The 21,341-nt window shown below is 41.5% G+C and carries 15 protein-coding genes; 4 read left to right on the top strand and 11 right to left on the bottom strand.

Annotated features, from left to right (window positions below):
• Positions 1 to 151: 151 nt before the first annotated feature.
• Positions 152 to 1,864 carry a DUF6377 domain-containing protein gene (locus tag ACFQZI_RS07330; protein ID WP_377140466.1) on the bottom strand — a complete coding sequence of 571 codons (1,713 nt, stop codon included), beginning with the start codon at positions 1,862 to 1,864 and terminating at the stop codon, positions 152 to 154.
• A 202-nt stretch (positions 1,865 to 2,066) separates the two neighbouring features.
• Here ACFQZI_RS07330 and ACFQZI_RS07325 point away from each other — a divergent pair, with 202 nt between their 5' ends.
• The gene (locus ACFQZI_RS07325; protein ID WP_377140463.1) at positions 2,067 to 3,671 is read left to right on the top strand and encodes a Na+/H+ antiporter; all 1,605 of its coding nucleotides are present in this window, start codon (positions 2,067 to 2,069) and stop codon (positions 3,669 to 3,671) included.
• Between the two features lie 69 nt (positions 3,672 to 3,740).
• Here ACFQZI_RS07325 and efp read toward each other — a convergent pair whose 3' ends face one another.
• Positions 3,741 to 4,301 carry an elongation factor P gene (efp, locus tag ACFQZI_RS07320; RefSeq protein WP_377140461.1) on the bottom strand — a complete coding sequence of 187 codons (561 nt, stop codon included), beginning with the start codon at positions 4,299 to 4,301 and terminating at the stop codon, positions 3,741 to 3,743.
• Between the two features lie 450 nt (positions 4,302 to 4,751).
• On the opposite strand from efp, the gene ACFQZI_RS07315 reads away from it, so the two are divergent.
• Entirely contained in the window at positions 4,752 to 7,124 is a 2,373-nt protein-coding gene (locus tag ACFQZI_RS07315; RefSeq protein WP_377140458.1) for an SLBB domain-containing protein, read from the top strand.
• Positions 7,125 to 7,215: 91 nt separating this feature from the next.
• Positions 7,216 to 8,568: a sugar transferase gene (locus ACFQZI_RS07310; RefSeq protein ID WP_377140454.1), complete on the top strand. Its 1,353-nt coding sequence runs from the start codon at positions 7,216 to 7,218 to the stop codon at positions 8,566 to 8,568.
• Here ACFQZI_RS07310 and ACFQZI_RS07305 read toward each other — a convergent pair whose 3' ends face one another.
• From ACFQZI_RS07305 to ACFQZI_RS07270, 8 genes are all read right to left on the bottom strand, one after another.
• A complete protein-coding gene (locus tag ACFQZI_RS07305) occupies positions 8,569 to 9,426 on the bottom strand; it encodes a glycosyltransferase (protein WP_377140452.1) in 858 nt (285 codons plus the stop codon).
• 22 nt (positions 9,427 to 9,448) lie between these two features.
• Complete coding sequence (locus tag ACFQZI_RS07300) at positions 9,449 to 10,648, bottom strand: NosD domain-containing protein (RefSeq protein WP_377140449.1); 1,200 nt, start codon at positions 10,646 to 10,648, stop codon at positions 9,449 to 9,451.
• Positions 10,649 to 10,677: 29 nt separating this feature from the next.
• Positions 10,678 to 11,691: a glycosyltransferase family 4 protein gene (locus ACFQZI_RS07295; protein ID WP_377140447.1), complete on the bottom strand. Its 1,014-nt coding sequence runs from the start codon at positions 11,689 to 11,691 to the stop codon at positions 10,678 to 10,680.
• A 5-nt stretch (positions 11,692 to 11,696) separates the two neighbouring features.
• Entirely contained in the window at positions 11,697 to 12,674 is a 978-nt protein-coding gene (locus ACFQZI_RS07290) for a glycosyltransferase family 2 protein (protein WP_377140444.1), read from the bottom strand.
• A gap of 38 nt (positions 12,675 to 12,712) precedes the next feature.
• Positions 12,713 to 13,894 carry a hypothetical protein gene (locus tag ACFQZI_RS07285; RefSeq protein WP_377140443.1) on the bottom strand — a complete coding sequence of 394 codons (1,182 nt, stop codon included), beginning with the start codon at positions 13,892 to 13,894 and terminating at the stop codon, positions 12,713 to 12,715.
• Positions 13,895 to 13,923: 29 nt separating this feature from the next.
• Entirely contained in the window at positions 13,924 to 15,369 is a 1,446-nt protein-coding gene (locus ACFQZI_RS07280; RefSeq protein WP_377140440.1) for an oligosaccharide flippase family protein, read from the bottom strand.
• Positions 15,370 to 15,377: 8 nt separating this feature from the next.
• Positions 15,378 to 16,421 carry a Wzz/FepE/Etk N-terminal domain-containing protein gene (locus tag ACFQZI_RS07275; protein ID WP_377140438.1) on the bottom strand — a complete coding sequence of 348 codons (1,044 nt, stop codon included), beginning with the start codon at positions 16,419 to 16,421 and terminating at the stop codon, positions 15,378 to 15,380.
• A 579-nt stretch (positions 16,422 to 17,000) separates the two neighbouring features.
• The gene (locus tag ACFQZI_RS07270; RefSeq protein ID WP_377140435.1) at positions 17,001 to 17,867 is read right to left on the bottom strand and encodes an SDR family oxidoreductase; all 867 of its coding nucleotides are present in this window, start codon (positions 17,865 to 17,867) and stop codon (positions 17,001 to 17,003) included.
• A 113-nt stretch (positions 17,868 to 17,980) separates the two neighbouring features.
• Here ACFQZI_RS07270 and ACFQZI_RS07265 point away from each other — a divergent pair, with 113 nt between their 5' ends.
• On the top strand, positions 17,981 to 18,316 hold the full coding sequence (locus ACFQZI_RS07265; RefSeq protein WP_377140432.1) for a winged helix-turn-helix transcriptional regulator: 336 nt from the start codon (positions 17,981 to 17,983) through the stop codon (positions 18,314 to 18,316).
• Between the two features lie 99 nt (positions 18,317 to 18,415).
• On the opposite strand, the gene ACFQZI_RS07260 is transcribed toward ACFQZI_RS07265, so the two are convergent.
• Positions 18,416 to 20,446, bottom strand: coding sequence for a sensor histidine kinase (locus tag ACFQZI_RS07260; protein ID WP_377140429.1), 2,031 nt, complete (start codon positions 20,444 to 20,446; stop codon positions 18,416 to 18,418).
• Between the last annotated feature and the right edge of the window lie 895 nt (positions 20,447 to 21,341).

Genomic DNA, 21,341 nt, shown 5'->3' with positions numbered 1-21,341 from the left:
TTTATATAAATAATTAGCAGAAGGATATATAGATAATTATGAACCTGAGTAATTAAAAATTAAGAAGTTTTAGTACACTATGGCGTGCAAAAACAAAACAAACAGGATACTATAACGCAACAAAATAGGGATATGATCTGACAAAAGATCTTTAAATAATAACCGGCACTTCTTTTACAGCTTTAATAGCCATCACTTTTTCCTCAAACAATTCGTTTGGGATAAAAGAGCGGTTCTTCACCTTGGTTTTGTAGGTGTAGATGGTGTTGACGGAGTAATTCAGGATCTTGGCGATAGTTTCGTTCTCGTCAATCCCTAACCTTATTAGCGCGAAGATGCGCAATTCGTTATTAAGCAAATGCCCTTCGGCCAGGTGGGTTTGATGGTCGGCATCAAATAGCAGGTTAAAATCCTCCACAAAATTGGGGAAGATGTTTAAGAACACCTTATCAAAACTGTGCGACAGGTTCTCGCGCTCAAAATTGGTGTTTAAGCGGTTGAGCACCAGTTGCACCTCGTCGTAACGTTTCTCTTTTACTATTTTTTCTATGGAGCGTTTTAGCCTGTCTATCTTCTCAATATAATCTGAGTGAATATTAAAGAAATTACCAATATACTCATCCTTGATCATGTTGGCTTCATCCAGCTTGATGTTGGTATGCGTAAGGGAGCGGTTGGCTTTATCGAGGGTGGTGTTAACCTTTGTAAGCGAGGCATTGGCGGTATTCAGATCATTATTCTTTTTAACAATAATCTCATCGGCAATACGAAGCTTTTTGAGCTGGCGCGATGTTATCACCGCGAAAATGATCACCACCACAATAAGCAATGTAATGATAGAAGCATACATCATCAGCGACCGCTTTTGCTTCTCTATCCCGTTTATCTTCTCATTCTCGATGATGGGCAAAATGCTGCTTATTTGTGCTTCGCGGTGGCGGGCACCGTAAAAGGTAGCATCATTAATAGCGTTGTGTATGTACAGGAAGGCGTTTTTGGTATCGCCCTGCTCATACAGGCGCGTTGCCAAGTTGGTAAGCGCTACCGATTCTTTAGTGGAGTGCATATTATCAATTATTGCCGCCTGCAACAGGTGCTGCATCCCCAAATCGTTGTTTTTATTTACAAAATAAATGTAGCTCAGGCAGCTTAAATTCACCGCGCTATCCTGGTAGGTTTGCGGCAGCTTCATAATGGCCAAATAAGGCGATAAGGCCGTTTTATAGTCGGCGCTACGCAAAGCTTTTAATCCGGCTGCGGATAAGTACTCGTAAGTGCCGGGCTTGTGGTCATTTAGTATCGAATCACAATATTTTAAGCCTATGGCGCTATAGTGATTGTAGTAATCGTCTATTTTATCAAAATCGCCAATATCAAAATGGCTGCGGGCTTGTAAAAAAAGATATTGGAATTTTTGCTTAGCCGTAAGATAGCGGGTGTTTACCTTACTTAAGGTATCGAGCCCCTCTTTAAACATCCCAGCAGATATCAGCACAAAACCCATATCAACCTTGGCATAATTAATTTTATTTTGATCATTTAGCTGATAGGCACACTCGTTAAGCTTCTTACTATACACATATGCCGAATCGTGCACGAACGATTTGTAAGCATCAAAAAGTTCCTGATAGTAACCGTACCTCGCATTTAGCGACGAATAGTTTGCCTTAAGTTTAAGCTTGATCTTATCAATTGCCGCAAACCTTGCCTGGTCATATTGCTTCTTGTTATCCAGGATGGTGTTTAGCACCTTTTGCAGGCTATCAATTCTATTACCGGCTACTGCCCTGTTTGCCTGCAAAAGCACCAGAAGCAATATGATACTATAATTGAGTATTAACTTATATAGGCCACCGGTTCTCATTCACTAATTTAAATAATTGGTACTGCAAAATAAGTAATTTATATGACGAAACATACCGGAGTTTACAGCCTTTAAAAAATGGCCGGAGCACATATCACAGCGTATGCTATTGCAACTAATAATTTTACTTTTTAAGCTATACTAAATCCGGTGGGTAGCTATACACATCCACACTTTTGCGATTTTATTGTATTTTCGTTTTATGCACTACCTTATCATTCAGCTTACCTGCCTGCTTGCTATTATACTGCTGGTGGTAATGATAGCCGAAAAATTAAAAATAGCTTATCCAATTTTACTGCTGCTGGTAGGTTTACCCCTGGGGTTTGTACCGGCTTTGCAGGGTATAGAAATTAACCCCGATGTTATATTTGTAATATTCCTGCCGCCATTGTTGTACGAGGCAGCCTGGAACACGTCATGGAAAGATTTTTGGAAGTGGCGAAGGATCATCTCCAGCTTTGCATTCCCCATTGTTATCCTTACATCAACCATAGTTGCCTGGGTATCGCAGGCAATTATCCCCGGTTTTACATGGTCGCTGGGTTTTTTACTGGGAGGCATCATCTCGCCGCCGGACGCAGTATCGGCTACGGCAATTTTAAAGAACATTAAAGTGCCCAAAAACTTTGTAAGTATTATTGAGGGCGAAAGCCTTCTTAACGATGCATCCAGCCTGGTGGTGTTCCGCTTTGCTTTGGCGGCTGTAGCAACAGGCAGCTTTGTGTTTAGCCATGCCGCTGTAGATTTTGTACTGGTAATTATAATGGGTATTGTTATAGGCCTTGCTGTTGCTATAGTATTTTATGCCATACACCGCTGGATGCCTACCACAACCAATATAGATATTGTACTTACGTTTATTACCCCATACGCCATGTATATGATAGCCGAAGAGTTTCATTACTCGGGTGTATTAGCGGTAGTAAGCGGCGGGCTTTTCCTATCGGTAAGGCGGCAGGAATTTTTAACAAACCAAAGCCGGTTACAAAGTATAAACGTTTGGCAAGCCGTAGCTTTTGTACTCAATGGCTTTGTTTTTATACTTATAGGCCTCGAGTTTCCAATAATAATCAAAGGCCTGGGGCCTGTGGGGTTAAAACCTGCAATAAACTATAGCCTTATTATTATAGGCGTTTTAATTGTAACACGTTTTGCCAGCGCATTTGGGGCTACATTGTTCACGATGTTTATTGGCAGGTACATTAAGGTAGCCGAACGTTACCCGGGCTGGAAAGCCCCTCTCCTTTTTGGGTGGACAGGCATGCGCGGCGTGGTATCATTAGCGGCTGCGTTAAGTATACCGCTAACGCTATCCTCGGGGGCAGGTTTCCCCAACCGTAACCTTATTTTATTTATCACCTTTTCGGTTATTATCGTTACGCTGGTGCTACAGGGCTTAAGTTTACCATTTTTAGTAAAATGGGTGAATATCGGCGACCGCGAGGGAGATATACCGCTGGTAAAGCAAAGGCAGCTTATCCGCAAAAAACTTTCGCACCTATCGTTAACCATCCTGAATGATAAATATGCCGAAAAACTTGAGAGCAACAGCATGCTTAAATCGGCTGTTTTGAGGTTCACGTCAGATGTGGAGTTACTTAAGGACTGGGAAACCGAAGGCAACAACAGTAAGGCTGAAGCATTTTACCAGGAATACCAGGCAATAATGTCTGATCTTATAAAACAGCAGCGCGCTCTACTTAGCACACTTAATAAGAAAGAAAACATCAGCGAAGACCTTATTAAGCATCAACAGGAGCTGCTTGATCTTGAAGAAGAAAAAATCCGCCAGTACTTCGCATAATGATTGCTGCTATTAAACAAGAAGCCCGGGTGAGATCATCCGGGCTTTTTGTGAAATATCAAACAGTAATTATTTTACACGCTCAACATATTCGCCGGTACGGGTATCTACCTTAATTTTATCTCCCTGGTTTACAAACAGGGGTACTTTAACTTCAACACCATTTTCGGTAGTAGCATTTTTTAACGCGCCAGAAGATGTATCGCCTTTAACAGCCGGCTCGCTGTATGTAATTTCTAACTCAACAAAGTTTGGGGCTTGAGCCATAATAGGCTCTTCGCTTTCAAACGAAACAATAACATTCATGCCCTCTTTAAGGAATTTAACAGCAGGGCCAAATAAAGCCTTAGGGATATTATGTTGCTCGTAGCTTACATTATCCATAATTACCATGCTATCACCCTCTTCGTACAGGTATTGAAAATCGTTGGTTTCCACGCGGCAAATCTCAACCTGCTCATCGGTACCCAAACGGGCCTCAACAATTTTACCGGTTTTAATGTTACGGAATTTATCGAGATAAAAAGCGCCCCCTTTGCCCGGTGTGCGGTGTAAAACTTCGGTAACGGTTACTAATTCACCGTTAAAACGTAATATATTTCCTACTTTAATTTCAGATGCCTTTGCCATTTGATCGCTCTTGTAAAATTTTTAAGCCTCAAAGATATATTAACTTCTGATAAACCCCACTTAAAAATTCAGTCTTTTATAACGCTTAAGCAGTTTGCAGATAATGAAAGCTCCTTACCTTGCTTTACGTGGCAAATACTTTTGTAACAGGCCTTACGCGCACAATGCGTTAATGCTGTTAGCTTACATTTTTAACGGGATTAATGATTAGCTAAAAAAAATCAATCCTGAACCAACAAAAACCGCTGATATTCGTTTGAACAAACAATATCGGTCGCATCCAGCTTTATAATATCGAAATTTTGCCCGGTATTCCCGGAGATTACCTTTAATAATGGGTAAGTCCCATTTAAATTTATCGCAATAATATAAGAAAAATACCTCTACCTGATGAAATTAACAAGCGTTCTCCTATTTATTGTTTGTTTGATATTCTTGTCTCCAAATATCTTGTCCGCACAGAACTTACCTATCGACAACGAACAACAACTTCAGCAGGCAATAACAAAGGCCAGGGCCTCCGGCATGACCGACAAGCAAATAATGGACGCTGCAAAAGCTCGGGGCGCAAATGCCGAACAGTTAGAGATTTTACAGCGTAAATTAAACAGTAAGAACACTTCGCCGGAGACTAACAGCGCCGACACCGCTTTACAGCCGTCGGCAAGAAAGCTCAATTACCGGGCCGATAGCAGCAAAATCGGTAAGAAACTAAATGAGCAAAAGAATATATTTACACTGCCCGTTTTTGGCAGCGACCTGTTCTCTGAGACCTCCTCTACATTTGAACCAAACCTCAATTTAGCCACGCCGGTAAACTATACCGTTGGCCCTAACGATCAATTGAACATCAATGTTTCGGGCAGGTCGGTGGTTAACTGGAAACTACAGGTGTCACCAGAAGGCAACATTAACATTCCTGGAATTGGAATGGTGCCGGTTGCCGGCAAAACCATGTCAACAGCTACCGCGCTTATTAAAAGCAAACTGCAGGCCAATCGTTTTGCAATAGGTAACGGTTCAAACCTCTCGGTAACCCTTGGCGATATCCGTAGCATAAAAGTTATCATGACAGGGCAATTAAAACGCCCGGGCACTTATACCCTTCCTTCTCTTGCTACAGCATTTAACGCTTTATATGCTGCAGGGGGGCCCGGTGAACTGGGCAGCTACCGTAACATTGAGATCATAAGGAATAACCATGTGCTTCGCAGGCTGGATGTTTATGATTTCCTGACCAAAGGCGACCAGGAAAGCAATATTAGTTTACAGGACCAGGATATTATTCGTGTACCCTCTTACCAGATACAGGTTGAGCTTGGCGGGCAGGTAAAAACACCCGCGAAGTTTGAAATGCTGCCCGGTGAAACACTTGCCCACCTGCTTCGTTTTGCAGGAGGTTTTACAAATGAGGCATATACTGAGAAAATAAAGGTTGACCAGGTTAGCGAACAGCAACGAAGATTAAGCGATATACCCGAACAAGACTACAAAAACTATCAGCCTTTAAGGGGCGACCGTTTTTTTGTGGACCGCATAATAGACCGTTATATCAACAGGGTAACAATTTCGGGCGCTGTGTTTCGACCGGGTACTTACGCGCTTGAAAAAGGGATGAACTTATCATCGCTTATTTCTAAAGCTTCGGGCCTAAAAGAAGACGCGTTCCCGAATCGCGGTATTATAACCAGGTTAAAACCCGACAATACAAAAGAAATTATCTCATTCGACCCTTCTGCCATAAAAAGCGGTAAAGACCCGGATATAACTTTATTACGGGAAGACAGCGTTGTTGTCCCTTCTATATTTGACCTGCGCGATACATATAAAGTACGTATTACAGGCGAAGTACGCCAGCCGGGTGAATATAACTTTGGCGAAAAAATGACCGTTGAAGACCTTATTATTAAAGCAGGCGGGTTTAGCCAGGGCGCATCAGGAATGCGCATTGAAGTTGCCCGAAGAATAACCGACAGCGACCCAACAGCCGCAAACTCGGCTATTGCAAAAATTTTCACGGTCAATGTAAATAACGATCTGCAATCAACGGGAAATTTTTCGCTGCAGCCTTATGATGTAGTGTCTGTTTATCCGCTGCCCGGTTTTGAAAAGCAGAGGCTTGTTAAGGTACAGGGCGAAGTGCTTTATCCGGGAACTTATGCCATACAGCACAAAAACGAAAAAATATCTGATCTAATTAAGCGCGCCGGCGGGCTTACCGCATCTGCAGATGCCGAAGGTGGTACCATGCAAAGAAAAATGATGGCGCTTAACAGCACACAGGGCAACGGGGCTGATTCTTTGGCCCTGCAAAGGGCGCAACAGCTTAACCGCTTAAAAATACTTTCTAAAGACAGTACACAAACAAGTGCCGAACAATTAGTAAATAACAGGGTGGGAATACAACTTGCCGATATAATTGCTAAGCCCGGTTCTGTAAGTGACATCCCGGTAGAAGATGGCGATGTGCTTATAGTGCCTCAACAACAGCGTACTGTAAGGGTGAATGGAGAGGTGTTATATCCGGGTACTGTGGTTTTTGAACGTGGCAAATCGCTTAGCGACTATATTGATAACGCGGGTGGCTTTGGCCCAAGAGCTTATAAAGGGAAAACGTATGTTGTGTACCCTAATGGTACAGTTAAATCAACCCGCCATTTCCTTTTCTTTAAGAGTTACCCACAGGTTAAAGCAGGCAGTGATATTCTGGTACCTAAAAAACCCGAAAGAAAGGGTTTAACAACTGCAGAGCTTGTTGGTGTAACAAGTGCGCTTGCCTCATTAGCCGCAATTGTTCTGGGTATCATAAGTTTACATAAATAATTTTCACTCAAATAAAAATTATTTACCGCAAAGGCTTTAAACAGAAAATAACTGCATGGTTTTTGTAACGTTATAGGTAATTAATTATCCTATGACGTTAAAATACTCGCGATATCTTTACTTGCTTCTTTTTATAGCTGATTTGGTAGCGCTAAACGCGTCTCTTATTGTATCACATACACTTATTCACGAAATATATACAGATAGTAAAATAACTGTCCTGTTTTTGTGCATAGTAAATGTTACATGGGTAGTAAATTCTATACAGTCTCAAAGCCTGCGGCCACGCCTTGTAGCAAAACTTAGCGATAATTTAATATACCTGGCCAAAGCCATCTTCTATCACCTGCTTTGCATAGGCAGTATTATATATTTTTTTAAGATAAATCTTGTTTCGAGAACCGAGCTTACCCTCGGCTACTCCATGTTTTTTATAAGCGTAGCATTTTTGCGCTTTCTTGTATATACAAGGGTACTTTACAAACGCAGCAAAGCTCCTGTTAAGGATAGGATGATTGTTATTGGAGAGGAAGATGTTGCCATTCGTTTTATAGACACCCTTACAAGGGATATATCACGCGATTACCAGCTAATGGACTTTATATCGCAAAAGAATGCTTTGGATATGCCGTTTTGGGATCTCTCACAAAAAATATCCTCGTTGCGCCCACACCGTATTTACATGTGTGTTGTTAAGGCTGATGATTATTTATTGAAGCAGATATCAGCCATTGCAGAGAACCTTGATATTGAATTTAAGGTAGTAACAGATGTAGTACTCAATAGTGTGCATGCTGTTTCACTGGAACGATATGGCAATTTGCCCGTCTTAAATATTACATCAGAGCATTGCCTAAGCCCCGAGAAGATGTTTCTGAAACGCACATTCGATATACTTTTTTCGGCCCTGGTAATGGTTGCCGGTGCACCAGTTTTTGCCATTGTTGCACTTATTACAAAATTATCATCTAAAGGCCCTGTATTTTACCGCCAGGAGCGTGTAGGATTAGGCGGGCGTACATTTAAGATCATCAAATTCAGGAGTATGATCACCAATTCTGAAACAGCAGGGCCGCAACTCACTATTAATAATGACCCGCGCATTACCAAGTGGGGGTACTTTATACGCAAAACCCGGCTTGATGAATTGCCCCAGTTTTGGAATGTTTTTAAAGGAGAGATGTCTGTTGTAGGCCCAAGACCCGAAAGACGTTATTTTATAGACCAGATCATTCAAAGAGACCCAACTTACGCTACATTGCTAAAACTTAAGCCCGGTATAACTTCATTAGGACAGGTACATTACGGATATGCAGATAGCATTGATAAAATGTGTGAGCGCCTGCAATACGACCTGCATTATCTTAAAAACGTAGACTTTAAAGCCGACCTATCTATTATATACGGTACTGTAAGGGTGATGGTGCAGGGAAAAGGAAAGTAATTAAGGTTTATCAGAGAAACCTTTTTTATATGCCAGCCATTTGTTAGCTATTCTTACAGGTACCAAAGGCAAACTAAAGGGGTTATTTTTAAATACAAACCACAATTGCGAAAACAATAATTTAAAGCCCTCTTTTCCCGGTTTACCAAAATTATCAAACAGCCACAGGTTTCGTTTGTGAAACTTTCCTATCTCGCGGTAGCGGGCAGCTTCCTCTGCCAGGTTATAGCCATGCGAATGTACAACGGTAGCTTCGGCGACATAAGCTATCTTCCAACCCCTTTTAATAATTTTTGCCGTCAAAATAGTATCCTCTCCAAATTGTGCTTTAGGCGGGAAACCGCCGCTCTCCAGGTAAGCTATTTTTCGGTACGCAGCAAAAGAGTTTGAACAAAATATGGTTTTAAAACCCAGTTTAGGGATATCCGCTTCTGACCTGACAGATGATACTTCCGGGTAATTAAAAAGGCGCTCTTGCCGTTCAATGGGGCCTGCTTCGAGGCGAGGCAGTTGACGGCCATAAGCTACTCCTACCGAGTTATCATTAAAAGCTTTAACTAAGTTTGCCAGGCTTTGGTTATTGGCAGGTATGGCATCCTGGGTCATGAAAATAAATATGTCATTATCCGGGAAGCTTTCTGTAAGGCGATGCCTGGAAAGGCCATGGGTAAACTCTTTTTGCGCTATGTTAAGCACCTGCGCCCCGTAGTCCTTTGCAAGCTGCACTGTAGCATCAGATGACCCGGAGTCGATTACGGCGAATACATTGGGGCGAAGGCTTTGCTGTTGCAGTGCATGTAATAATTTAGCCCAGCTATCGCCGGCATTATATGTAGGAATAAAAACTGAGACTCTCATTTGTTTCTCTTGGGCCATAATGTTAGCGTACAATGTTCTTTAATATGGTTTTACCTGTACAAGCGTTAACTTCAATTGTTTTATAGGTGTATGCGTTCTTTACCAGATTGCATCGGCTAAAACTGTTATTTTTTAGGGTTAAACCATCTATTTGCGCCAGATACACGCCGTTAACCGCACAACTATCAACAGTATTACCGGTTACAAAAACATCTTTTATACGGCTTAGCGGATGGCGTATAAAGTCTTCTTTATCGTTCACAGCAATGTATATAGCGCATCGGCCACTGGATAATTGCCCCAGATTATCGTACATCTTGTTTATAATAAACTGACTATATCCGTTACCAAACAACGTGTTTTTACTAACCAGTATTTTTTGGGCACGTGAAGTATGCCCCGGAAACAGGTGCTCGGTATTAAATACCGCAATGCCCGCGTTTACTGTGTTACGGAACTTGTTATTTGTTATTTTAACATCTATACATCCAATAGATGAAAAGCCCTGATAGGTGTTAGTGGTAACATTTCCTGATACCACTACATGGCCGGCTTGTTTATATCCGTTTGCAAGCAACACCTTTTTTTGACCGGCAATGCCATAATCATGAACAGACATGGCATCGTCCTTTATGTTATTAAGCTTGTTGTTAAGATATTTTAAATTGACTGAATAATGGGCGTATATGCCATCCCGAAAACAGTTCTGGATCTGGTTGCCAATAATATTGGCAGTTATTACATTCATTAAACTGATGCCCATTTGGGGCGAACCGTTTATAAAAGCATTTTTTATGGTGATATTCTTACAGGTTTCGAAAGTAAAGGTATGTTCTTTACCTGTTTTACCAATCACATCCGGCATGCGCTGCCGGGCCCAGGTACCGCCTTTTATGGTAATATTGTTACAGTTTTCAAAAAAAAATGAGCCTGCCAAATCATCTGAGTTGATAACAGTGCTGCCTGTAGCAATAATTGTTTTATTGTTTTTTTTACGGATATACACCTGCTTTCCTATTTTGAAATTGCCTTTGGGAATTACAATGGTATCCGCATGGTTTATAGCATCGGTAATAGCTTTAGCATTATCAAAATCGGCGTTGCTTTTAGCACCATACGCTATTATACTCACCCGTTTAAAGGTTTTGCTTTGTGCAACAACATCCGTTGTTATTAATATAAGTATGAGAAGAGCAGTATACCTGTGCAAAATGTTTAACATGCTATAAATTAAAGCTTACGCCGCTGCCATTAAATAAAACGTTGCAATACATCCCAAGTTTGCAGTGATGTTTTATTCCAGTCGAACTTTTTACATTGTTCCGTCCCTTTTGCAGCCAGATCTGTTCTCAGGTTTTCATCGCCTACCAGCCTCAACAGTGCATTTTCACATTCGGCCGGGCTATTGGTATCTACCAGCAAACCGGCATCGCCTACTACTTCGGGCATTGCGGTTTTATTCCCCACCAATACAGGCGTGCCTAAAGCCATGGCTTCCAGTGGTGGCAAGCCAAAGCCTTCGTAAGCAGACAAGTAAACAAAAAACATTGCGTTTTTATAAAGCTGTGTAATATACTCGTCGGTAACATGGCCCGTAAAATGCACCCTATCGGGAATGTTGGTTATACCTGCATCCTTAAAAATTTTTGTATTGCCTCTGGCTCCTACCACTATCAAACCAACATCCTCCGGAAGCTTGGGCAACACTGCATTCCAGGCATTTAATAGCAGCGGGATATTTTTTCGTGGTTCTAACGAACCTAATGATAAAACGTACCTTTTGAACGGCAATTGCATGTCGAAATTGCTTAAAACCGGCAATGGCAGGTCGGCGCCGTTATAGATCATGCTTATTTTGTTTTCGGGGACTCTGTACAACTCTATAAGGCGCTGCCTCGTAAAATCAGATATAGCAATAATATGGGCCGCTTTTTTACAAAGTACCGGCAACATATAGTTGTACCATGTGGTAAACTTTTTATTGAACCACTCCGGGTGATCAACAGTTACAAGGTCATGAATAGTAACCACCTGCTTGCCTACCAGCATTGGCCCCGAGTTACTTGGTGACCAGAGTAAATTGTTTTTAAGTTTGACGGGCAAGATAACCTGCTCCCATAAATGGCCTATCATTCCGCGGGAAATACCGGTAGACGGGGCCAAACGGATCACCTCATCCGGGAACGACGCCAGGATCTTTTGAGTATATCGCTGCGTACCGGTCAAAGTAGCGTTTAAACACCTTGTATTGCAAATAATGGCCATGTTATTTACTCGCCCCCTCCTCTATAGCTTAACTTATCAAAAAAGAAAATCACCTGGAAAAATGATGCCAGCGTTTGCAATAGGCCGTTTCTGAATATGCCGTTAGAGAGCATCACCGTAGCCACTTTAAACCGCCCCGATTGAAACGCGTGCAGGAAGGTTGTTAATATCTTTCTGTCTGGGGCGCTCATTTCTTTTTGATATAGTTGATAAAATTTTTCGAGCATGCGCAGCCTTGTTCTTAAATTATTTAACTCTTTCTCCGGCGCTGTAAAATTTCTTTTTAAACGAGATGTCAAGCTATTATTGCCTGCAACGTTACCCGAGGCATTATGCCCGTGTTGCCTATACCGTAAGAGTGGTTCGTTAATAAACCCGCTTTTGTAAATAGACGCCACAAGGGCTATCCAATAATCGTGGTTAATGGCTATAGCCGGTATTGCGGCTATCCGGTTAATAAGGGCACGGTTTAGCATAGTAGTACAGCCATAAACAAAATTAAAACTCAACAGGTGGCGTAAATGGATGCTGTGCTTTAGCTTAAACTCGCCCGGCATATAAGCACCGTTAGCGTCCATCAGTTCAAAATTGCTGTAAATTAAGGTTGGCTGGCCGGGGTCGCTTTTTTCTATAACCTGCATAGCATCCATCGTTTTTTGTAGCTTTTCCGGCTTCCATATATCGTCCTGATCACAAAACATGATGTAAGCTATTTCGGGATCATGGTAGGCAATGTCGAACAAAGCCGCGAAATTGGCGCACGCGCCTTTTTCGGGCCAGTTTTTTTCAGCTAAAGAAATATGAGGGTATCTATCTGCAAATTCTTTTATAATATCTATCGTTTTATCGGTAGATCCGTCGTCCCTGATAATAAGCTGCCAGTTGGTATATGTTTGTGCAAGCAAGCTATCCAGCTGCTCAGCTAAATAGTGTGCCCCATTGTAAGTGGCCATTAGTATGGTAATTCGTGGCGTTTTTATCATGCTTACTTAAAAATCATTTATGGTTGGCAGTGTGTGTACTAAAAAAATTGTTCGGTGCTAAGCCTATGCACAAACTTTAAAAGGAACGGGTATAAAAGTTGCAGACCAAGCCCCGAGTAAACCAGCATATTATCAAAGAATGAAAAGAAATAAATGTTTGTTAATACTGCAACCCCTAATGGCACAACATCCTTATCGTATCCAAGCAGCCCGAGGTAAACAAAAGGCAACAACAATAAAAAAACCAGCATAAAGATCATTCCGGCCCAGCCCGCGTATCGGTAACTTTCTGCAAAAATGGTAGATACGGTTAACTCTTGTACAAGCAGTACAGGCTTCTTTTGTTCTTGCCCGGTAATGGTATTATATCTTTTAGATAAAAAATCCCAGGTAAACTCGTTAACACCGTAAGAAATCACATCGGGCAAATTAACGGCTGGGGCTTCCTGTTCCACATTATGTTCCAGGTTGCTTAGGGGTGATGAAATATACAGGTAACCCCAAAAATATTCATCGGGGACAAAACTATCCTTGAATTTTTGAGAGGCCGAACCAACTAAAAGTATTGCCTTGCTGCTGTAGCTTTCTGCAGCCCTGCCTGTTTGCGAAGCTATGAGCGTGTTCATGCGGATGTTACCTACCACGCCGAACAGATACAGTACTAACAGGAAAGTTGCGGCGCTACCTGCTATAAAGCCCGGCCGTAGCGTATTCTTCTTTGAAGATAACCAAAGAAAGAACATAGACATAGCCGTCATGGCAATTAACCCCCTCGAAAATATTGCTATAAAACAACCTATACAAACAGCTATATAAACTAAATTGATGCGCTTTTTATTGGTTAGGTAGCGATGGAAAAAATATAAACACAAGAAGCTGTTAAAACTCATGGTGAATACGATAACCGTTGGCATACCAAAATCCCGATAATCAATATCGCTGCCACGCAAAACTTTCAGTATAGGGACTCCACTGTAAGCAAAACTAAGCAGCCACGAAAAAAGATCAATGGCGAGCAGGTAAATACCTATATCTAAACCGGAGGTTTCTGCGGGGCGGTAGGCAAATATCGAGTGCCTGTTTGTTACTACAGCCGCTGCTACACTAAATATTATGGCGACACACAGAAATAAAGTAAGCCCTGCAGAAAGGTTGGGAAAGAGGTCAGACCAGCCAAAAAAGTAAAACACAACAGCCACAGCCCATATAAGGGCAAACATTGTATATGGATTCGATAAGGCCCTTAGTTTCATCTGCCTATCTTTTTTAAAGCCAACTGATAAAGTTCCCTATAAAGTACGTTACGCGTAATAAAAACTTCAACTAATAAATAAACCAGGCCGCATGCACCTATTTGTACAATAAAGGCCACTAAGTGGTTGCCGGCAGGTGCTATATAGGTAAACCCAAGCCTTACTACACCAAAACAAATACAACAACTTATAAAGTTGAGCAAAATGGTTTTTAGAGAAATTTGGATATTTTTAAGATACGGCAATGCATAAAAATATAACAGGCCACATACAAGGCATTCGGTTGCAAGAAGTGATATGGAAGCCCCCACATCCCTGAACGCCGATATAAGGAAGAAAACGATACATAGGTTAAATATCATTCCATACACTGTGGCCTTTAAAAAGTCGCGCTCTTTACCAACCGGGGTAAGTATATTTAATGAAAGTACATTACTGATACTAATAACCAGCACAAGGGGTGCCAGCAGCAACAGATCTGCCCGTGCTGGCAAAAAACGTTCGCCCAATAAAATATGGATCACCGGCCCGGCAAAAAACATCATAACAGCTATAATAGGCAGGCTAAAGTTAATGATGACGTTAAAATTGCGGGATAGCAGCCGGGCACTCTCCTCGTGCATATTGGCCTGATGATAGGCTGATAATTTGGGTATCAAAACCGAACTGAAGGCCAGTATTAAAGTTACACTTACGGTATAAATTTTGTAGGCCGATGTAAAGTAGGCTACATAAACCTTGTTCTCCAGGTAACCTATAAATACCGATAACAGTATAACGTATATACTGGTTACAAACCTTGTAGAGAAAAAGGTCATCACCGGTTTCAAGTGACGTTTCAGATCAAGGCCTTTGAAATTTATATAACTATAACTGGAAGACAGGCTAATTACCATATTAAGCACAACCGCGCCCGACCAGATAGTATAATACAGATATACATCATGCTCGTTCTTAACAAATATCAGGATGGCGGCAATACTTAGTAACCGCATAACAAATGAGCGCAGGGCAACAGCAGCATAATTCTCCATCCCCTGAAAAAACCAATCGGTAACAAAAGCGCTTAGCAGTACCTGCAGAAGCCCTAAATGAAACAACCGTTCTTCTGCATGAAAACGGTCGAGGCATAACACTAAAACAAGATAAACGCAAAATAACACCGCAGAAGTAATGATCTGTATAAGCAATAACTCCGAGAATGTTTTCTTAAGCGCTACGGGCGAACCCACTACTTTAGCTATCTCGCGGATACCATAAATGGGTATTCCCAGTGATGCAGTTATGATAAAATACTGGGTTGCACTATCCACAAAAGAAACCCGTCCAAGTTGAAAAGGCCCTAAAACCCGGGAGATATAAGGCAGGCTGACCAGAGAAAAAGCGATCTGACTGGTTGTTAGCAGGATATTATAAAAAATATTACGTTTTATGCTGGCCAAAATATTTTCTAATTAATCTGCTTTTTATAAAACAGCCCCCAAATTATAAACCATATTGTTATCAATACAGCCCCTGTTATCCCCCCAGCTATGGTATAAATAACCTTGCTTATTTTTTCTTTTTCGAGCGGAAGTTGAGGTTTATCTATAGATTGGATAAGGGGCGTTTCGCGCAGTAAGGTAAGTTTAGCTAATTCCAGGTTTTTAATTAATTCTGCATAAACAGCGGCGTTTGCCTGCAGATCTGCCGATTTACGTTGCGAAGGAACTTTAAGCGACTGCTCCAGCGGGTTGGCATACGGTACATCATCAAGCGCCGCGGCAGCACCTTGCATATTGGCATTTAGTGTGCGCTTAACGCTATCCGTTTGCCGTTGCAGCACCTTAACGTTTTGGGCGGCCTTTGCAGATTTGATCTGCACAAACAACGCGTTAACGTTGCCAACCAACTGTTCATTAAAATTCTTGGCAAAAAGCTCATCTTTTGAGGTGACACTCACGGTTATAATGGTCTTTTTTTCCAGTTTGTCAACAGTGAGCGCTTTTTTACGGATCTCTTTAACTACCTCGTATAAAACGCTGTCGGCAGTGCGGTCGCGCTGTGTACGGTTTGCTGTAAACTTAATATGCTTTTCTGCAACCAGGTCACGCCATTTAGGCTGCGAAGCAATATACCTGTCAATCAACAATTCTGATTCATTTCCGAATGCTGCCCGGGTGAGCAGGGTGTTCTCTAAAAGCGTCCTTGATCTATATAATTCTACGATGTTATCCGCCGAAAATACGCCGCTGCCATTATCCATACTAACACCGGCCAATGCGGCAATACTGGCAAAATTACCCATACCACTACCTGCGTTATTATCAAGAACAAAGCTGCTTTCTGCCGTGTAAGCAGGTTTTTTAATAAAAGATAATATAAGGCCACCAACCGCAAATACCAGGGCGGTAAAAATAATATACCTACGTTTTGACCGAAGGTAATTAAACAAGCCACTAATATTCTGTTGCAGTGTACCGGGAGTTGTATCCTCCGTAAATTCTGTGCTCATGCTATTTACAAAATCATATTTAAAGCTGTATGGTAAGCGGCAGCCGCCAGGTAAATAAACGTTGATACCTTCTTGACAACTTAAATGAATAAGACATTAACCGGATCTGGGCTTTAACACTATTTATAATAAGTGCTGATATAAGGCAAAATGTAGTAAATCCTAACCGAAACACCTTGCAGCCAGTGTTATGCTGAGCCATATAGCTTTTTTATAACCTTGTAACCAATACTTCTCCAAATTTGTTTGTGCGTGTATTAATTTTATAATTATATTTTTTGTAATTAAACACGCTTTTATTGCTAAAGTAGCTAAATTAACCGAGTGGTAAGGTGATCATGTAAACGCTGTTCGCCATTAGAACGGGGATCTAATACGCTCATGTTTCCCGAATTTACGGGTATTGATAAAGGGTTAATCCAAGTAACTTTGTTATATGTTAGCATTATGATTGCTTAGCATGGAAAATTGAAAACTAAAGATATGAAGACACAAACGATAGAATTATAATGATTTAGAGGATTTCATTGTTCGAAAGTATTTCACTTCGTGCCCGCATATTATTCAACCATATATAAATCAATCATATATAGTTGCCAAAAAATCTTTTAAACCAACCGGGCTTCTGCCCAATAGTTGTTTCATATGGCTTTTATTAGTAGCAAATTCTCCGTTAGCTATTGCGCCAGAGAATCTTGCAATGTACGCTGCGTCATCTTCAGAAAGCCCGGCTTGTATAAGCTGTGTCATATATGCGCTTATCTCCGGCTGGTGATAAGTTATTTTTTTTCCTGCAATGTCCGATAGTAGGTCCGCAATTTCTGCGAAGGAAAAAGCAACATCTGCAGCAATAACATATTCTTTATTTTCGTGCCCCGTTGTGGTTAGTACAACAGCGTTCGCTTCAGCCATTTCTGTTATGGGCAAAAAGGGAGTTTTGCCACCCCCGGCAGGAATGGAAATACCATTATTTACTATATCCTTTCCGGCAAGAAAGGGAATCATGTCCGCATACATGGTGTTATTCATTAAAGTGTAAGTAATACCTGTTTGTTTTAAATAATCAGCTGTGTATAAATGGTATATAACCTCTTCCCCCATTATACTTTGTTGTAAGTTTTTCATGCCAAAGCTTGTATAAATAATATGGCCTACACCAGCTTCCCTGGCTGCATCTATCGCATTTTTGTGCTGTTCAAATCTCCTGCTTATATCCGATGAAGATGATACCAGCAGCAACCTGTCTACACCCTGGAACGCGCTTTTAAGAGACTCAAAATCTCCATAGTCGCCGGGTTTTATTTGAAGTCCTTTTGATTTTAATTCTGCCGACTTGGCTTCATCTCTTACTAATGCAGTAATATTATGGGGGGCTACACCCTTTTCCAATAATGCATTAATGGTGGCTTTACCTAAATTCCCTGTTGCACCTGTTACTAAGATCATACTTTTTCTTTTTAGATTAATTACTTTTGTTAGGTAAAGAAACAAATATTGATATTGAAAAGTTGCCCTTGCTTTGGGTAACAAGACAAAAAGTGGTAACCTAAAAGTGACCAATGGAAAATGAATTAGACTATGCAGACTGTCCTGTTACAGCAACGATAGCCTTGTTTGGAGGGCGATGGAAGTTGCCGATTTTATATATACTTTCAAAAAATACCAGACGTTTTGGCGAGATACAGGTAAGGGTGCCTTCCATTTCAAAAAAGGTGTTAACCAACCAATTGAGAGAGCTTGAGGCTGATGGCCTTATCAGTAGGAAACAGTACAATGAAGTGCCTCCCCGGGTAGAATATACACTCACTGATTTTGGAAAGACACTTTGCCCCTTGTTAATTGATATAGCTGCCTGGCAAAAAAAGAGCATTGGCACTCTAACCAGGATGAAATAGAGCTTTTCGATTAAAGCACAACGAATAACCTTTAATCAAAGTGTCCGGCAATAAAGGTATGAAACGTTTTAGGGCTAACATGGAGCGTAAGCAACAATCTTAGCTTTGCGCAAGCGGTAACGTGAAAAAGAAGGTAGAACCTATCCCTTTTTTACTTTCAGCCCAGATGCGGCCGTTGTGACGACGGATGATTTCTGAAGAAAGGTACAGGCCTACGCCGAATCCCGAAATATGGCGGGTGTGTTCGCTTTCCGCACGGTAATACCGGTCAAAAATATTTGGAAGATCCTGCGGCTTAATCCCCATTCCCTCGTCCTGTACACTCATCAATGCGTTTCCATCATTACTTGTACACCTAACGGTGATCGCTTTGCCTTTAGGTGAATATTTTACAGCATTAGATAAAAGGTTTGATATAACGGAGCCGATTTTTTCCCGGTCCGCCCACACCTGAACGGTAGTATCAGATTCGAGGGTAAATATGTGGCCGCTGGTGGTCAGTCTGATCTCGTCGAGTTGTTCGGCAGCTAATTTGGACAAATCAACAAGTTCTTTGACGATTTCCAGCTTACCCGACTCCAATCTGGAAACACTAAGGAAGCCATTGATCAAGCTGCTCATCTTTTTGGTCTGATGTTTCGCTCTGTCCAGCGCATTAGAGACAAAAGAGTCGGCGCTGTTGCCAAGCTTCTGAGATAGTACCTGGATCAGTGCCGATAAAGAGGTGAGCGGTGTCTTGAGTTCATGGCTTGCCATGCCGATAAAGTCAAGCTTGTGCTGCTCAATGTGCTTCTGTTCAGTAATGTCCCGGGCAATCTTAGAAACACCAATCACGTTGCCCTCCTTATCGTGAATTGGCGAAATGGTTAAAGATACATGAATCAACCGTCCATCTGCGGTCTGCCTAATGGTTTCATAATGATCAATTTTTTCCCCGTTACGAAGCCGCTCTAAAATAACAGGCTCTTCATGTTGTAGGTGTACCGGGATCAGGGTTAGAATGGGGCGGCCAACCATATACGCTTCTTTGTAGCCGAAAATCTGTTCTGCTCCGCGGTTCCACGAAGTGATAACCCCATCCAGGTTTTTGCCGATGATAGCGTCATCCGAGGATTCTACAATAGCCACCAGTTTCGCGTTGCGTTCGTCCGCTTGCCGAAGCTCGTCAACCAGTTCCAGCAAGCGCTGCTGGCTTTGGGCCAGTTCCTCATTTGTCGCCAGTAACTGTTCGTTTGTTGCCGCCAGTTCTTCATTAGTGGCAGTAAGCTCTTCGTTCAGCGCCTGCGTCTCCTGCTCACTTTCCTGCAGAGCCTGCGTACGCTCTGAAACCTTCTTCTCCAGCGAATCGTTTGCCTCTGAAAGTTCCTTGCGGGCCTTAACCAGTTCATCATTGGTAGCCATCAGTTCCTCGTTACTTGCTGCTAATTCTTCGTTCAGGGCGCTAAGTTCTTCGTTCAATGCCTGGGTTTCTTCGCCGCCTGCCTCTACAACGCGGTCCATGCGTTCCTTCTCCCTGATGTCAAATACCACCTTCCGGTAAGAATATGCCGTAACCGCGGCAGCCAGTATTGCAGCGAGGATAATAAAAACAGGTACAATCGCCGAATAACGGTCCACTTGTAATAAACGCAACGTTAACACCTTCCGCTCAATAACTTCAGCTTGCCTGACCGCATCGCGGAAAGCATCCATCGCCACCATACCTGCATCCAGGTCATTAATCGCAATATCCGCATGCTGTTTTTTACGGTTCACCAACCGCTCTATATTGATGATACGCTGTTGCAGCAAAAATCTGATATGTGCTATATTCTTCTGCTGCGTTCGATTATCCGCAGTTAGTCGCTGCATTAGAATAATTAACTTATCTGCCCGAAGGTAGGCGTTGTTGTAAGATTGCAGGGACTCTTCTTTACCCGTAAGCAGGTATTCGCGCTGGCCATTTTCAGTGTCTTTTATGAGAGACAACAGTTCACCAAGGCTTTGAATGACCTCAGTGCTGCGCATAACCGACCGGTTGCTACGCACAAGGCTTTGTAAGGTAAGATAGGATACTAAACTGACAACTACCAGTATAAGTAGCGTAAAACCATAGCCCAGCTGCAAGCGGCGCTCAAATTTGTTCATCATGGCAGGTAGGTAAAATTTGACCGTTAAAGATAGTAGTTTTGTTTTACTCCTAAAATGTTTAAACCATGCACCAAAGGGTCGGTATTATATTGCAGTAGCCTTGATGAATAAACCTAATGCTATCGGAGCGCGGTGGAATCAGTCTTCGTTTTACCCCGTTATACGCGCAACTGCCGATATGGTTTTCAAGAATAGAAATAATCGTTTTAAAACGATAGATCTATCACGGCAATTTTAGCGTCAATCTCTAATTACCCAAGAATTTGGATAAGAAAACAATAAGTAAGTTATTGTTAATTATTAATGTTTTGGTTGTTTGTAGGGGTCACTTGCCGATACAGAAAGTAGTTAGGTGGTGATTATCAGTAAGTTATGAGATTTCAGTACCAAATGAGAAACAAACTTTTCGACCTAAATTTAGGTCTATTTTGATACTATCTTGTTACCAGAGGTGTGGATAACTTGGCAATAGTAGGCATTAATTTTCAATTTTAGTCAAATAAGAATGAAAATTTGTTGAGTTAAATTTTAAAATCTTAGTTATCCATTTCGTTGCCCTAATCATTTAGCACAAACCGATAAACTCCCGTATATCAAAATCCCGTTGATCAATAAACGTTCTTCGCCTACCCATTTTTTAATATTAAAACGCTTTAAGGCGTAAGTAATATATTAGATAATAATTCATGCAACTTAGATTTTTGGTATTAAATGAATTAAAATTTTGTCTATTAATACAATGTGACCATAAGCAATTCAAACTCATTATTGGCACAGTCTTATTATAATTTTAATTACCGAAATAGTACGCTATCAATTATACCCTTTTAGAATCGTGCCTTAGAATTTGCCAAAAAAGCTGTTTAAACTATATTTGATCTATTTTATTTTTTAC

Source organism: Mucilaginibacter lutimaris (genome assembly GCF_042676625.1).
GTDB lineage: Bacteria > Bacteroidota > Bacteroidia > Sphingobacteriales > Sphingobacteriaceae > Mucilaginibacter > Mucilaginibacter lutimaris.
This window is presented reverse-complemented; position numbering and strand designations above follow the sequence as displayed.